Origin of the sequence: Streptomyces sp. NPDC018964 (genome assembly GCF_044390325.1) — a bacterium.
Lineage (GTDB): Bacteria > Actinomycetota > Actinomycetes > Streptomycetales > Streptomycetaceae > Streptomyces.
The window spans coordinates 36,438-51,601 of record NZ_JBIRYZ010000035.1 but is presented as its reverse complement, the minus strand read 5'-3'; the positions used below and the strand labels follow the sequence as shown (position 1 = coordinate 51,601).

The 15,164-nt window shown below is 69.9% G+C and carries 10 protein-coding genes; 2 read left to right on the top strand and 8 right to left on the bottom strand.

The window, feature by feature from the left end; all coding sequences use genetic code 11:
- The 4 genes from ACH5AO_RS35170 to ACH5AO_RS35155 all read right to left on the bottom strand — a co-directional run.
- A partial coding sequence (locus ACH5AO_RS35170) for a hypothetical protein (RefSeq protein WP_398931912.1) occupies window positions 1-1,234 on the bottom strand: 1,234 nt, incomplete at its 3' end.
- Window positions 1,235-1,329: 95 nt separating this feature from the next.
- Window positions 1,330-5,328 (bottom strand): type VII secretion protein EccCa, encoded by a 3,999-nt coding sequence (gene eccCa, locus ACH5AO_RS35165; RefSeq protein WP_398931909.1) that lies wholly within the window; start codon window positions 5,326-5,328, stop codon window positions 1,330-1,332.
- 65 nt (window positions 5,329-5,393) lie between these two features.
- Window positions 5,394-5,864 (bottom strand): WXG100 family type VII secretion target, encoded by a 471-nt coding sequence (locus ACH5AO_RS35160; RefSeq protein ID WP_398931906.1) that lies wholly within the window; start codon window positions 5,862-5,864, stop codon window positions 5,394-5,396.
- Between the two features lie 2 nt (window positions 5,865-5,866).
- Complete coding sequence (locus ACH5AO_RS35155) at window positions 5,867-6,172, bottom strand: WXG100 family type VII secretion target (RefSeq protein ID WP_391795610.1); 306 nt, start codon at window positions 6,170-6,172, stop codon at window positions 5,867-5,869.
- Between the two features lie 178 nt (window positions 6,173-6,350).
- On the opposite strand from ACH5AO_RS35155, the gene ACH5AO_RS35150 reads away from it, so the two are divergent.
- On the top strand, window positions 6,351-6,986 hold the full coding sequence (locus ACH5AO_RS35150) for a hypothetical protein (protein WP_398931904.1): 636 nt from the start codon (window positions 6,351-6,353) through the stop codon (window positions 6,984-6,986).
- Window positions 6,987-7,027: 41 nt separating this feature from the next.
- On the opposite strand, the gene ACH5AO_RS35145 is transcribed toward ACH5AO_RS35150, so the two are convergent.
- The 4 genes from ACH5AO_RS35145 to ACH5AO_RS35130 form a co-directional block, all read right to left on the bottom strand.
- Window positions 7,028-9,679 (bottom strand): right-handed parallel beta-helix repeat-containing protein, encoded by a 2,652-nt coding sequence (locus ACH5AO_RS35145; RefSeq protein WP_398931902.1) that lies wholly within the window; start codon window positions 9,677-9,679, stop codon window positions 7,028-7,030.
- A 25-nt stretch (window positions 9,680-9,704) separates the two neighbouring features.
- Window positions 9,705-11,057, bottom strand: a complete 1,353-nt coding sequence (eccD, locus tag ACH5AO_RS35140) for a type VII secretion integral membrane protein EccD (RefSeq protein WP_398931900.1) — start codon at window positions 11,055-11,057, stop codon at window positions 9,705-9,707.
- 78 nt (window positions 11,058-11,135) lie between these two features.
- Window positions 11,136-11,462: a WXG100 family type VII secretion target gene (locus ACH5AO_RS35135; RefSeq protein WP_391795606.1), complete on the bottom strand. Its 327-nt coding sequence runs from the start codon at window positions 11,460-11,462 to the stop codon at window positions 11,136-11,138.
- Between the two features lie 52 nt (window positions 11,463-11,514).
- Window positions 11,515-11,877: a WXG100 family type VII secretion target gene (locus tag ACH5AO_RS35130; RefSeq protein WP_398931898.1), complete on the bottom strand. Its 363-nt coding sequence runs from the start codon at window positions 11,875-11,877 to the stop codon at window positions 11,515-11,517.
- A gap of 787 nt (window positions 11,878-12,664) precedes the next feature.
- Between ACH5AO_RS35130 and ACH5AO_RS35125 the strand changes: the two genes are divergently transcribed.
- Window positions 12,665-15,097, top strand: a complete 2,433-nt coding sequence (locus tag ACH5AO_RS35125) for an AAA family ATPase (RefSeq protein WP_398931896.1) — start codon at window positions 12,665-12,667, stop codon at window positions 15,095-15,097.
- The last annotated feature ends 67 nt before the right edge of the window (window positions 15,098-15,164 follow it).

The window sequence follows — 15,164 nt, the reverse complement described above, 5'->3', positions numbered from 1 at the left end:
CACGAACCACCGGAACCGGATGCCCCGCCGACACCTGACCGCGGCTGCCCTCCACCCCCACGACACTCTCCGGCGTACGCGCGGCCGCGTTCTCCCGGTTCACACTCTGCGGCGGCGAGTCGAGGAACGCGTCCGACGCCCGGGGCACAGGAGTGACGTCGCCCCCCTCCCGGACCGGCGGCGCCTGCCCGGCACGGCCGCCCGCGAACTGGCCGCCCGACGCCTCCACCCCCGCGTTCTCACGAACCACCGGAACCGGATGCCCCGCCGACACCTGACCGCGGCTGCCCTCCACCCCCACGACACTCTCCGGCGTACGCGCGGCCGCGTTCTCCCGGCCTGTGCTCGCGCGCGGCGGGCTGACAGCCGGGCTCTGCACGCCCACGTTCGCCGGCGGCGCGTGGTTCGTCCTCAGCTCCGACCCTCGGATGCCGGACACGCTGAGGTTGACCGGGTCGGGCCCCTGCGAGAGCGGCACCGGGGATGAATCGGTCCAGCTCTCGATTGTGGTCGAGACCTTGACCTCGGCGGGTTTGGGCAGGGAGGCGGAGGACGAGACCTGCGGCAGGTTCCTGCCCGTCGTGTTGGGGTGTCCCTGTGCGGACTCCAGACCGCCCATTCCCGCGCCCATCCAGACGCCCAGGCCGATGTTCATTCCCTCCGACTGCCAGTTGATGTGCAGCGGCGCGTTGACCGCTTTCGACGCCATCAGGTTCGAGAGGACGTCCGTGCCCAGGGTCAGTGCCGCGTTGATGACCGCATCGGTCACGAAGGCGCCCGCGCGGCCTGCTCCGGCCGCGGCGGAGGCGATCGAGGAGATCCTGGACACGATACCCGCCACGATGTCCGCGACCGAGGCGAGGAGCCGGCCCAGCAGACCGGCGATGCCGAAGGAGGCAAGCCCCAGAACGAGACCGAAGATGGAGGCCAGGGCCTCGATCATGTGCGCCCGGTCGATCTCCTCGACCGTCTTCTGCAACTCGTCCGCATAGGCGATGATCGCGTTTCCGACGTCCTGGGCCACCTGGCCCGCTTCCAGCAGGGCGTGACGGACGTTGTGATCGGCCACCCCGCTCCACACCACCTGCGCGGCTTCTCCGGCCTTGCCCGTCCACCCGTCGTTCATGAACGACATGCTGCTGTCCATGACGGTCACGTAGTCGTGAAGCCTCTGGCCGTTCTCGATCCACTGACGTCCGAGTTCACGAATCAGAGAGTCATCGAAGTGGGGCATGGTGTGGGTTCCTCACGGACGGGCGGCCAAGCAGGGGCCACCCACGAGTGATCGTGGGCTGACGGGCATCGGGCGGAACGGCGGGGGCGCGAGGCCTACGTGTCCGCCAGGTCCTGCACCGTTTGGACGAGCTGGGCGCCGCCGCGGCGGGAGACGAGAAGGCCACGGCCGGGAGGGAGGCGCCGCGCGCGCTGATCCCCCAGGACCGCTCCCTCACGTGGATCACCCGACAGAAGCAGGCCGTCGGAGCCGAGGTCACGGATGCGGCCGGCCACCGGATCGGCGAAGGAGCGGCCCACGCCCCCGGTTCTGCGGGCGAGCATCATGTGGAATCCGATGTCGGCCCCCTGGGTGAGGTAGTCGCTGATCACCGCCAGCGGCCCTTGTGCCATGGCCCCGCCGCCGGCGACGAGGTCGTAGTCGTCCACCACGACGTACAGCTCGGGCCCCGACCACCAGTCCCTCTTCTTCAGCTCGCTCGGGGTGATGCCCGCGGGCGGGATGCGTTCCTTGAGCTTTTCCGCGACCTGCCGCAGGTAGGTCGCGGCGGAGTCCGGATCGCCGGCACTCGCGCCGACATAGTCCTCGTCGACGGCGCCCAGGAGCCCGCGCCGGTAGTCGACGACGATGAAGCGCACGTCCCAGGCGGAACGCCGGCGGGCCATGGAGCGCATCCACGACTTCAGGAACGTGGTCTTGCCCGACCCCGGATCGCCGTACACGAGGAAGTGCGGGCCGTTGGCCTCCAGGTCGAGCACCGCGGGGCTGAGATCGAAGTCCCGGATCCCGATGGGTACCGCGCTGTCGGGCAGCGCGGCCGTCCCGCCGGGGAGGTCCTCGCAGGCCCGCTGCAGTTCCTCCGGCGTGACGACGTCGGCCAGCACCCGCAGCGGTGCGGCGGTGGGGCCGGACCAGCTCGCGGCCAGTTCGTCGACCACCGCTTCCTGCGCCTTGCCGAGGTTCTCGGTCACCGCCGCACCGTCCAGGCGCGGCAGCGCCGTGTGGAAGACGTTTCCGGGCGCCACGATGCCGCGGCCGGGCAGGAAAGCACGCAGTTGCCGGGCCAGGGGCCGGGAGATCTCGGACTCGGCGGGTTCCGCCAGGCGCAGCTCCAGGCGGCCCGTGATGGTGTCCCGCAGGTTGGAGCGCAGCTCCGCCCAGCGGTTCGCGGTCAGGACGAGGTGTACGCCCACTCCGAGACCGCGTACCGCGATGTCGGGCACGATCTGCTCGGCCTCTTCGACGTCCGCGCGCAGCGCCGCCCAGTTGTCGATGACGAGGACGACGTCGGCGGCGTTGACGTCCTCGGGCAGCTCCCCCTGGTCACGCAGGGCACGGAAGTCCGCCGCGGAGTCGATCCGCAGCTTCTGGAAGAGCCGCTCGCGGTCGTCGACCAGCTGCCGGATCACGGACAGCGCACGTCTGGTCCGTGCCTCGTCGTGCCGCGTCGTGATGCCCGACACGTGGGGTGCACGCTCCAGTCCGGTGAGGCTGCCGCCGCCGAAGTCTATTCCGATGAACTGCAGTTCACGAGGGGTGTGGGTGAGCATCGCGCTCATCATGAACGAACGCAGCAGGGTGCTCTTGCCGGACTGCGGTCCGCCCACGACGACGAGATGTCCCTGTGGTCCGGACAGGTCCATGAGCATGGCCCGCTGTTCCTGGCGGCTGGGCAGGTCCACGACACCGAGCGGGAAGAAGAGCTGTCCGCCCTGCGGCCAGAGGCTGGAGTGGAAACCGCGCTCGTCGTCGGTGGTGACGGGTCCCAGCATCGAGTCGAGCTCGACGGCCGCGGGCAGTGGCGGCAGCCACACCTGGTGCACGGCGTTGCCGTACGCCCGCACGCGTTCCACCGCCACCTGCATCTCGGTGCGCTGGCCCGGTTTCGGCCTGGCGAGGGTCACGGACGGCTCGGCGGCGTCGTCGTCCTCGGTCCGGGCGGCCTCGGCGGTCCGCAGCTCGAACGGCACGGGTACGGGGGCCGGTCCGGTCACCGGTTCCCGCTCGCTCTCCTCCTGGTACGCGCCGGAGATGTGCGCGACCCTGAACCGCTCGTAGACGGACTCGTCCACCTTGAGGTAGGCGGAGCCCGGGATCGAGGGGAGGCGGTAGGCGTCGGGCGTCCCGATCACCGCCCGGCTCTCCTGGGCACTGAAGGTACGCAGGCACACCCGGTAGGACAGGTGCGACTCCAGGCCGCGCAGACGTCCTTCGTCCAACCGCTGGGTGGCCAGCAGCAGGTGCATGCCGAGGCTTCGGCCCACCCGTCCGATCTGGACGAAGAGGTCGATGAAATCGGGCCGTTGAGCGAGGAGTTCACCGAACTCGTCAACGATGATCATCAGGTAGGGCATCGGTTCGAGGGGCCTGCCGTCGGCATCGGCTCCGCCGGCCTCCTGCAGGATCTGGTACTCGCGGACCGAGTCCACGTTGCCGGCGGCACGCAGCATCCGCTGGCGCCGCTGCTGCTCTCCCTGAAGGGCCGTGCGGACACGGTCGACCATCGCCAGGTCATCGGCGAGGTTGGTGATCAGGCCCGCCACGTGGGGCAGTTCGGTCACGCCCGCGAAAGTGGCGCCGCCCTTGAAGTCGATCAGGACGAAACTGAGGTGCTCGGGAGCGTGGGTCATCGTCAGACCCGTGACAAGGGTCCGCAGCAGCTCGCTCTTGCCCGATCCGGTCGCCCCGACGACCAGGCCGTGGGGGCCGATGCCGCCGAGTGCGGCCTCCTTCAGATCCAGCACGAGCGGAGCGCCCTCGCCCGTGAAGCCGATCGGCAGCCGCAGCAGCGCCTCGTCGTCGGGCTTGCGCCACAGCCGGGTCGGGTCGAACGATCCCAGGTCCTCGACTCCCAGCATCTCGGGCAGCGCGACGGTGCGTGCGAGGACCTGCTCCTGCTCCCCGGTGAGTCTCAGCGGCGTCAGTGCTCTGGCCACCTGCTCACCCAGCTGCGACGGGGGCTTGTCGGCGACGGCGTCCGCCACCGTCTGCACCAGTCCGGGGTGGCGCGTCTCCAGTGCCAGGTTCCCTTCGAAGTCCACCCGGGCCCGCGCGTCGACCCTGCTGGGCTCCTCGCTCTCCTTGGTGACCAGGCAGACCACATGCAGGCCCGCTTCCGCGCCGGCCTCCGCCAGGAGGTCCGACACCAGCGGCAGGCGAGCCCAGTCGGCCCCTGGCCGGAAGTCGTCCAGCACCACCACCAGGTGCCGCGACACCTGCGTCTCGCGGCGCCCGCCGAGGGAGACCGCGCGCTCGGCACGCTCCTGCCGTATGCGGTCGATGTGCGCGTGGAGCAGATCGGCGATGCCGTCCATGGTCCGGGCGACCTGGGGGACGTGCTCCGCCCGACCCGGCTGACGCGCGTGCGGCAGCCACTTCACCCATCCCCACGTGTGGTCCTCGGCCCGGGTGAGGGCGATGATCTCGACATCGTCCGGGGCGTGCAGCACGGCAAGCTGCATCAGCAGGGCCGAGGTCAGCTCGGCGGTGCGTTCCTCGGGTCCGAGCAGGCTCAGGACGCCCGTTCTCGCCAGGTCGACCCAGGCCGGCTGGAGACCGATGGTCTCGAAGTCGCGGGTGAGCTTCACCGCGCGCTGGTGCGACTCGGGGTCGTGCTCCGTGGTGGGGTCACCGTGTTTGCTCAATACGATGCTCATCGCCGGCCTGGCGCGGCCGATGCCCAGCCTCAGCTTCATGAAGTCCGGGTCCGTCGGCCGGCGCTCCCACACGCGCCGCGGACCGGCGGTGACGACGGCCCACAGCCTCTGCGGGCTGGGGTGGACGAAGGCGTTGGTCGCGCGCTGCGCCGCTGCCGCCTGCCTAGCTTGTGCGCGAATGTCGGAGAGATATTCCACATATCTCTCCCGTTGACGGTACTGGGTGCGTCGGCTGGCGTTCTTCGTCTGTGTCCTGACCAGCACCATGACGCCGATGGAAAGAACGACGAAACCGATACCGAGCAGGATCATCCACGTCTTACCGAAGGTGATCATGTAAGCGGCCATGCTCACGCTGCTGAGCAGGGGAAGCAGCATGTAGAGCCAGGTCTGAGCCTGGTTCTCCGTGGCCTTCTGCGGAGGGGCCGCCAATGCCACCTGCTGCTCGGGAACCGATGGCGGGAAAGTTCTGGCGGGACGGTGGAAATCTACCCTGGTCATTTTCAGTCCACGTAATCCTGAGTGATGGGAATTTCCGGCCCGATACGGTCAGCAGGTCCTGATCCATCACCGCCGGAAGGAACGGCGAGCTCGTTGGAGAAGTTCGTGAACATCCAGAAGAGCTCGAGCTCCAACTGGCTGAAACCGACAGCCGTTCCGGTCACCCCTCCGGAAAGGGCAGGCAGCACTCCGATCGGATTGCCGTCGTTCCCGAACATCTGCGTCATGACCTTGTCCCAGCGTTCGAAGAACGCTCTCACCTCTTCGGTGGTCGCCGCGACCCACCCCAGCCTGAGGTGGAAGATGAGGGCGTTGATCCGCTTGATCGTGTCGCTCATCTCCTTGGCGAGCGAGAGAAGCCTGTCGCCCTCCATGGCCAGTGACTCAGGGTTGATCCTGATCAGCCTGCTGTCGTAGTCGACGTTCTCCGCACCCGGGGTGGGCCCTGCGGCGTGGTCGGCACTCTCGGGCACGCTCAGCCTCCGACGTTACGGGTGTTGGAATGTTCCGCCTGGACATAATTGTCGTAAGCGGTCTGCATACGCTGGGCAGCCTCCGCGAGGATCTCCTCAAGATCACGCGAGGATCTCGTGAACCACTCGGCCATCGTCTCGAAAGACGCGGACGACGGGCTTTTCCAGAAGTTCTGTGCGGCTTCGAAATGCCCCTGAATCTGACTGATCAGGTTCGACACATGCTCGTTCTCCCGCCGCAGCGTTCCGATCGCGCTCCGGAGTTCCCCCAGAGCGACCGTGAATTCACCGGGTGAAATATCCGGCACGACAGGCCCCCTTCTCGATTCCAGCCTTGCTCCGGCCGCGCACCTTCGAAATTCTCCCGTATTTCCCTGACGGGGTTCCCGTCATGGATTCCTCTGTGCCAGACTGAAGCCGGCCAGGATCAGCCGGCGGCAGTTCCGGACCGGCGTTTCCGCCGAACACACACACGGGAGCGAAAAGATGCCCACCCCCAACCCGCAACAAAGTCACGGGCACAACGACCACGACGATCACGACGATTTCGAGAACCCTGACGCCGGAAAGGATTTCAGTCATCTCATCCCGGCCATGTCGGTCGGCTGGGACGTGCCGCCCAGCTTCAACCTCGATCCCGAGATGGGTTCGGGCACCGGGGCGACGAGCAAGGAGGTCGCGGACAGCGGTCCGATCCTGTTCGACGCCAAGACCGTCCGGTCGACCGAGAACACCCTGCTCGCCGAGAGCCGCAACGCCGTCTCCGGGTACGAGACGCTGCGCGCGCGGGTGGACGCCGTGGTGCACGCACCGGCCTTCTGGGGCCCGCCACCGCCGGATGAGCCGATCGCGGCGATGAACTGGGGCAGCGCGACGCCGAACACCGGCTACTACCAGTCCAAGGAGGACAGGGACCGCCAGGATCAGCAGGTTCTCGCGGACATCGGTGCGGAGTTCGCGCGGCACATCGCCCCGACGATGCAGAAGGCTCTGTCGTTGCAGAGCAACTCGCTGGCCCTCCTCAGCAACCTCATCGCGATGATCAACCGGGCCGGGCAGTCCTACGGCAAGGTGGACCGGGCCGCGCGTTTCCCCGACCCCCAGGGCACGCTGGAGAAGTGACCGGACGGCCGCGGTCCGTCCGGCGTGTCCCCGGTGCGTGGTCATTGCCCCACCGCCGGGGGCACGTCGGCGGGCAGCAGCACGGTCAGGTCCTCGTCGCTGGGGTCGGCCAGGGCCGCCACCCGCATGGCGTGCTGTTCCGTCATCCGCTGGAAGGTCTGGCGGGCCGTGCGCCCGTTGCCGAAGCGCTCTGTGCGCTCGATCGAGCCGAAGTGGGCGAGCAGCGCCGCGGCCGCCTCCTCACTCAGCCGGTACTCGTGCCGGGACGCCTGATGTTCCACGATCCGCACCAGGTCCCGCGGTGAGTAGTCGTCGAACCGCAGGGTGCGGGTGAACCGTGACGCCAGACCGGGGTTGGAGTCGATGAGACGCTCCATGTCCTCGGGGTAACCCGCCGCGATCACCACGACGTCGTCCCGGTGGTCCTCCATCAGCTTGACCAGGGTCGAGACGGCTTCCTGCCCGAAGTCGTTGCTCTGTCCCGCCGGCACCAGGGCGTACGCCTCATCGATGAAGAGCACCCCGCCCAGCGCGCGGCGGAAGACCGATGTGGTCTTCGGCGCGGTGTGTCCGACGTACTCACCCACCAGCGCGCTGCGCTCGGCCTCCACCAGGTGCCCGCTGGCCAGCAGGCCGAGGGCCGCGAGGAGCCGCCCGTACAGCCGCGCCACCGTCGTCTTGCCGGTACCGGGATTGCCCGCGAAGATCAGGTGCCGGGACAGGGGCGGTGGCTGCAGTCCGGCCTCCTGGCGCCGCCTGACCATCTGCATGACCTTGGCCATGGACGCCACTTCACGCTTGACGTCGTCCAGGCCCACGAGCTGCTCCAATTCGGCCAGGAGTTCCGGCAACTGGTCCTCGGCGGCGGGCTCCTGCTCCGCTTCGGACTCCTCGTGGTCCTCGACCACCGTGGCCAGGGTGGCGACCTTGACGTTGTCCGTACGGCACTGTTCGAAACGCGCGTCCGCGTCATCGGCCTGGGACAGATCCTCATCCGTGTCACGCACCAGGCAGCGACGCAGGACCGGACCTGCCTTCGCTCCCACGTACACCGCGGGGTAACCGGTGTCCGCGACCGAACAGTCCTCCAGCAGCCCCTCAGCCCGGTCCCCGAAATAGACGCCGTTCTTGGCCGCTCCGGTGATGGTCACCGACCGCACCCGCGGCCGGGCCCCGGACCAGATCACCAGCCCGCTGCCCTTCACATCGGCGACGGCCAGGTCCTCGATCCAGGGCGCGCTGCCTTCGGCGAGGAAGACACCGGCGGCCCCCGCGGTCTCGATCCGGCCCCCCAGCAGGACGGCACCCGTGGCCGCGGCGATCTCGATCGCCGTCCCCGCGGACCGGAGCACCTCACAGTCCTGCAGCAGCGGACGGTGCCCGGTGTCCAGCCTGATGCCTGTCTCGGCCTGACTGATGACGCAGCGCCGCAGGACGGCGTCGGCGCCGTTGATGTCGACACCCGTCATCCGCGCCCCCTCCACCCGGAGGTTCTCGGCCGTGAGATCCGCCGAGTCCTCGACGCTCACGGCGTGCTGCGCGCTGTCGGTCACCGTGCAGGAACGCAGTTCCGCACGTGCGTTCCCGCCGAAATGCACGGCCGTGTACGCCGTGGCCGAGATCTCGCAGTCGGCGAGACGGACGGTGCAGGTGTCCGCCGCGTGAACCCCGTTGGCTCCGGTGCGGGCTATGGTGACGCCCTGCCCCCGCACCTCCGCGCTGTCCAGCGCGGCGACGCCCGTGCCGGGCACGTCGACGACACGGGTTCTGTCGAGTTCCACCCTGCCGGTACCGGCGGCGATCACCCCCGCCCCTCCCGTCTCGTGGATGTGGCAGTCCCGCAGCCGCAGATCGGCGGCGTCGCCCGCCAGCACACCCTCGAGTCCCGTGCGGAAGATCTCGCACTTCTCCAGCCGGATCCGCGTTTCGTCCCGGCCGGCTCCGGTGGCGTCCTCGTCGGAGGCGGCCCCCTGCGGCGCGGTTGCGGCCCCGGTCTTCTCGCTGATCCGCAGCCCCTGCGCCTTCGTGTCGTGCAGGCGGCAGTCGCGCAGCACCGGGCGCGCCGCGGCGTGCAGCAGTACCGCCGCATCGCCTGTGTGCCGGACCGTGCAGTTGTCGAAGAGCCCCAGGGACTGCCCCGTCATGGCGATCCCGCATCCGACGACCCGCTCGACCGTGGTCCGCTGCACGTCCGCGCGGGCGGCGTCGTTGAACGTCAGGCCGTGCCCCGCGATGGACCGGATCACGCAGTCATGGAGCAGGACACGCGCCGTACCGGTGACGTAGACGCCCGTGTCGCTGGAGTCCTCCACCGTGCACGAGCGCAGTTCCACCGTGGCATCGCCGATGACGTCGACCCGGCCTCCGGTCACCGTGCACCGGTCGAGCACCGGTTCACCACCGCCGATCAGCACCGCGGTACCGCGGTGCCCGGCGCCTTCGACGACGATCTCCCGCAGCACGGGGGAGCCGGCCCGCACGCTGACCGCCGGGCCGGTGGATCCCACGAGCCGCACGGTGTCCGGGCCCTTTTCCGCGAGGACCGTGACGTCACTGTCGAGGACCAGGGTCTCCCGGTAGACCCCCGGCTGGACGTGGATCACGGCTCCCTTGCCCGCTGCCCGTAGCGCGGCGGTGATGGTCCGGTAGGTGCCCCAGCCCCGGTCCGCCACCCGCAGGACGTTGAGTCTCACCGGCATCACGCCCTGTTCCGGGCACTCACGACGCCTGCCAGAAGCGCAGCAGCGATGTATAGACGCCGAAGACCCCCACCGCGAGCGGTACGGAGAGCACCAGGAGGAACCCGGAAAGCGGATCGATCCACGAAGGGCGTTCCCGGGCGTCGTCCGTGCGGAAGGACCGGCCCAGGCCGAGCACCATCGCGAACACGGCCGCGCCGAGCAGCACGACGGCACCCGCCCAGTCCGGATACCCGAAGTTGCCCGGGGCACGGACCAGCGTCGCCGAGAGGCCGACGGTCCCGGCGGTCACCATGGGCACCACCGCCGCCGCCACCGTCAGCCGTCCCGCCCTCAGGACGAGCGCCAGTCCGAGGCAGCCGGCCAGGGCCACCGCGAATGCCTGGTCCGCGCTGCCCAGAACGACCAGGCAGGCCGCCGTGACGAGGGACCCCAGCACGCTCATCCCGGTGAGCAGCCGCTGGCTCCGCTTGACCAGGTGTGTCACGTGGGCCTCGGCGTCCTGGGCTCCCGTGCCGCCGCCGGGCATCCCCGCCAGCACCGCGAAGTGTCCGGAGACCTTGGACGCGGCACCGAGCACGGCCATCATGCTGACGGACATCACGGCGGACGTCTCAAGAAGCGTGGTGCCGGCGAGGACCACGACGAGCACCAGCCCGACGGCGGTGATCGCCACCGCCATCAGTGTGGTGGCGTGACGAAGCGCCAGAAGACCGATCACCGCCCCCAGTACGGCGCCCACGCCGACCGCCTTCGGCAGCGTGGCGGTGCTCGTCGCCGCGGTCGACAGCGCGGCGGCGCCGATGGCGAACAGCGGTACGGTGCCGTGCGCCATGATCAGCCGCAGTCCCAGCGGGAGGGACCAGCCCTGACGGGTGGCCTGCCACACCAGTCCGGCCAGCGACAGGGCCGCGGAGAGCGCCCCGGCGCCGACGACCACGAGCGCGCTCCCCCGCCCGGCCACCAGGGCCAGGGCCACGAAGCCGGCGATGAACCCCAGCAGGCCGAGGACCAGGGTCGTATGTGCCCGCAGCCGCCGGCCCCACTCGGCGGCGTCCCCGCTGGCCTGGCTCACCGACTCCTCGAGGTCGGTGACCACGGGCTCGTCGAATTCGCCCTCGGCCGTATCCCTCAGGTACAGCGTCGCCCCGTCCACGACGCCGCATTCCCGGAGGGATGCCTCCGGTGGGAAGGGCGCGGCGGTCGGCAGGGCGAGCGACCAGACGGGGGGAAAGGTCTCGTCGAACTCGACCTCTCCGACCAGTTCCAGCAGTGCCGGAGCGTACTCGGCGATCGCCGCGTCCGCGGGCACGGCAAGATCCACCCGTCGTCGTGCCCCCACCACGGTCACGTGGCAGCGTTCATTTTCCACTGGGTCATTCCTTGTCACACATCGACGAGCGGTGCGGGGCGGTGCGGCCGGCCCGGTCCTCCGTGGCGAACCGGTGGATCAGTGGGTGGAGGCCCACGTCCTGAGGTTCGCTTCCTCGGCTCCGACGTAATTGCCCCAGTTGATGCGCAGCGTGTGCGCGATCTCACCGAGCACGCCGTTCTCCGCCTCGCTGCCGAAGAGCCCGACCGCGGCCATGTCCCACTCGTGCATGCGCATCTGGTACTCCGTCGCGGACTGGGCGTTCCACGTGTCGATCAGTACCTGGAGACGGCTCTTCAGAGCGTGCAGTTCGCCCATGATGTGCTGCGCCTGGCCGTTGAGGTAGGGACCCGCCCCCTCCAGCTCCCGGCCGACGTGTATGTTGCTTCCTTCGATATCGGGCATATCGGTTCCTTCGAGGACTGAGGTCTTTTCGTTTCCGGGCAGTGCGGCGTCTTCAGGAGAGGCGAGCCGGAGGAAGACTGATGTTGTTCAGGTTCGTGAGGTTCGCGTGCTCGCCCTGCATGTAGTTGTCGGCGGTGCTCTGGAGGCCATGTGCGATACCGAGGAGCGCCTCCTGCAGCTTCGCCGCATGGGTGTCCCACTCCTGCATGAGCTGCTGGAAGGCCATGGACGCGACACCTCCCCAGGCAGGTGCGAGCCCCCTCACGTAGTTCTGCAGAGCGGAGAGTTCGGCCTGGACGCTCGCCTGAGTGGCGGTGATGTCCCTGGCCTTGTCCACCAGTTCCCCGGGGGTCGTGCTGTAGAGGACCCCGTCCGATCCCTGAAAACCTGCGCTCGTACCCTCGATCGCCGCCATGGCGTGCGCCCTCCTGGACTGGTTGGCGGAGAGGCCGCGCTGTGTGCATCGGCTCTCCTTGAAGCGTGTGCCGGACTTCGGCTCAGGAAAAACTTGTGCGTGCCGGCCTCACGGGACCGTCCCGGCCCCGCGGAACGCTCCCCATGGGGTGGACCCGCCGGCCGCGGCTCGACGGCGGCGTGTGTCCGGCCACGAACTGTCCGGTCCTCGGCGGGAACGGCCAAGGGACGGGCAGGCGGGCAACGGTCCGAGGAGCGTCCGGCCGCCTCACGGAACATCCCGGGGGCACGTCGGCCGGCACCGAAGGTGTGAGCCCTCGCACTGCAGTACAACGGACGTGAACCGCCGCTGGTTCACCGGAAGCCGCGGGGTCCTGATCCGGAACAGGGCGGGAGGGCCCGAGGCCGGACGGGCCCGGGGCACGGGGCGGCCGGCACCGCGGCGGGACCCGGCGCCGGACCGGCCCCTTTCCTCTCCCGTCCCCGTCCGTCGGACGAGCGGCCCGGCGGGCGGCCGTTCCATCGGCGTCGTCGCGGTGCCGCTGTCCCGGCCGGATCACGGTCCGGCCGCTCCGGCGTGCCGGGCATGGCCGCCGAGAGGAGTCCGGCCCCACCGGGTTGCCGCCCGGACAGGTCAGGAAGGCCGTATTCAAAGCGCTTTCGATCGGGGTGTTCCCCGTGCGGACCGCCTCCGGCAGCCGTTCCCACACGTGTGGTGAGAAGGGCCGGCCCAGGTGGGGCCGCTCACGGGAACCGTTCCGTGCGGAGCGGCGAACTACGATGACCAGGTGGAACTGATCGGACGGCGCAGAGAACTCACCGCGGTGCGACAGCTCATCGACCGGACCCTTGCCGGTTCGGGAGGGCACCTGCTCATCACCGGGCCCCCGGGGTCCGGAAAGAGCGCCCTGACGAGGTGTGCCGGGCAACTCGCCACCGCCCGCGGCCTCCAGACGTACCGCCTCATCAACGACGGTCCCTGCCTCGGATCCCCGGCATCGGGCCTGCTCGGCAATCTGGCGGCCTTGACCGGCCGGCCGGCCCTGCGGGCGGACGCCGGGCCGGAGGAGATCGACGCACTGTTCGCGGCGGTCGCCGACGGCCCCCCTCGACTGCTTGTGATCGATGATCTGGACGCGGACGGGAGTACCCGCCCCTCGGTCTCCGACGACGCCCTCTCGGCCCTGAACGACGGGGGCAGGAATCCGTCCGCGGGCGTCCGCCTGCTCGCCCGGCTGGCCTCTCACCTGGCCACCGGCGCCACAGGGCTCCTGGCCACCACCACACAGCCCGTCGGACTGCCCCCCGAACTACGGCTCGGCGGCATCGAAGAGCCCGAGCTCGCCGCACTGCTCGGCGACCTGCCCGCCGACGCCGTGCACGCCATCTGGCTGGCTTCGGCGGGGCTGCCCGGCATCGCGCTCTGCCTCACGCATCAGCTCGCCGCCGTCGACGGCAAAGAGGACCCACTGGCACACCTGGCTCTGACGATGCCGTCCCAGGCCTCCTTCCTCGATCTCGACACACGGCTGATCCGGCTGCTGGAAGCCGCCTCCACCCGGCCTCTGTCACCGCAGACGCGGGCACGGGTGCTCGCCCGGCTCGCCCGCGAACTGCTGGGCGAGCCGACGGACACACGCCGGCGCGCGCTGATCGAGGAAGCCCTCTCCCTGGCCCAGCTCGCCGGCTCCCCGGGCATCATCGCCGAGGTCCTCGACTCGAAGCTGCACGCCCTGTGGAATCCGGCAGCCGCCCACGAGCGGCTGGAGACCGCGGCCGAGATCGTCACCCAGGCCAGGCTGGCCGGGGACATCGTGACGGAGCGCCGCGGCCTCATGTGGCGGTTCACAGCGCTGATGGAGCTCGGGGACATCGCTGCCGCCGAGGCGGTGCTCACCTACTATGCCCGGACAGGTGAGCTGACCGGCGATGCCGAGACCGCTGTGGTGGTCGCGGCCCGCCAGTCCATGCTTGCGGCGATCCGCGGTCGTTTCAAGGAGGCCGCCTCGTTCGCGTCCGAGGCGGAGGTGCTCGGCCACAGGGCCGGAATAGCCGACACGGCACGCCTGACCGGGAGTCTGCGCGGCAGCATCTCCACCTTGCGCGGCGACTGGGAGAGCACACTCGCCCCCTGGCAGGCACTGGACCGGCGGCTCCCCGGGCACTTCTTCTCCGCGACAGCGGCTCGCAGTCTGGCCGAGACCGGCCGACTGGTGGAAGCGGAACTCGAGTTGGAGCGGCTGCTGCCGAGCGTGCTCGTGGGCTCCGGTCCACGCTGGCTGGGCGCTGTCGCGGATCTGGCCGTGGTGGCGTCCCGCTCGCGGGCCCTGGACAGTGCCCGGAAACTGCACGCCGCACTCGTGCCTTACCGTGGCCGCCTGGTGGTGTGGGGCGGGGCGAACACAGTCGCGGGACCCGTCGACCACTACCTCGGACTGCTGTCCGCGCAGCTCGGCGATCTCGACCAGGCGCTTTCCGACTTCGACGCGGCAGAGGCGTGGGAGAACAGGACCGGAACCCTGCCGTGGCTGGCCGAGACTCTCAGGGCCCGGGCCGAGGCGTTGCTGGCGCGCAAGGGTGAAGGAGATCCGGCCCGGGCTCGCGACGATCAGGCTCGTGCCCGGTCCATCGCGGAGCGGCTCGGGATGTGCGGACTTCTGTCCGCCCTCGCGCCGCCTCCGGACGAGTGGCGGCTGACCCAGGACGACGACGGATGGCTGCTGGAAGCGGGAGACGAGTCCGCCAGGCTGGCCGACACACGCGGCATGGCCTACCTGCGAAGCCTGCTCGCCGCCCCGGGAAAGGACATCCCGGCTCTCGACCTGGTGGCGGGCGGCCGGGGGCTACGGGTCCCCGACGGAGCGCCTCTCCTCGACGCGACCGCCGTGGCGAACTACCGGAAGCGGCTCGCGCAGCTGGACGAGGAGCTCGACTCCGCCGATCGTGTCGGCGATGTGGACCGAGCACGGAGCGTACAGAGGGAGCGAAGCGCGATCGTGATCGAGCTGCGCCGGGCCAGTGGTCTGGGGGGACGGGTACGGACGAGCAGCGGTGAGGCGGAAAGGGCACGGGTCAGTGCCACACGGGCGCTGTGGGCGGCGGTGAAGCGCATCGAGGTGGCGGCGCCCCTCGCGGGCGCACATCTGCGCGCCTCCCTGCGGTCCGGCCGCGCCTTCTGCTACCAACCGGCGGCGGGTGGCCCGAGCCGATGGAGGGTATGACCCGAGTCACGCACACCCGGTTCCCGGCCCTGTTACGCCTTCTTGTCGAAGACAATGGGAAGGCGGA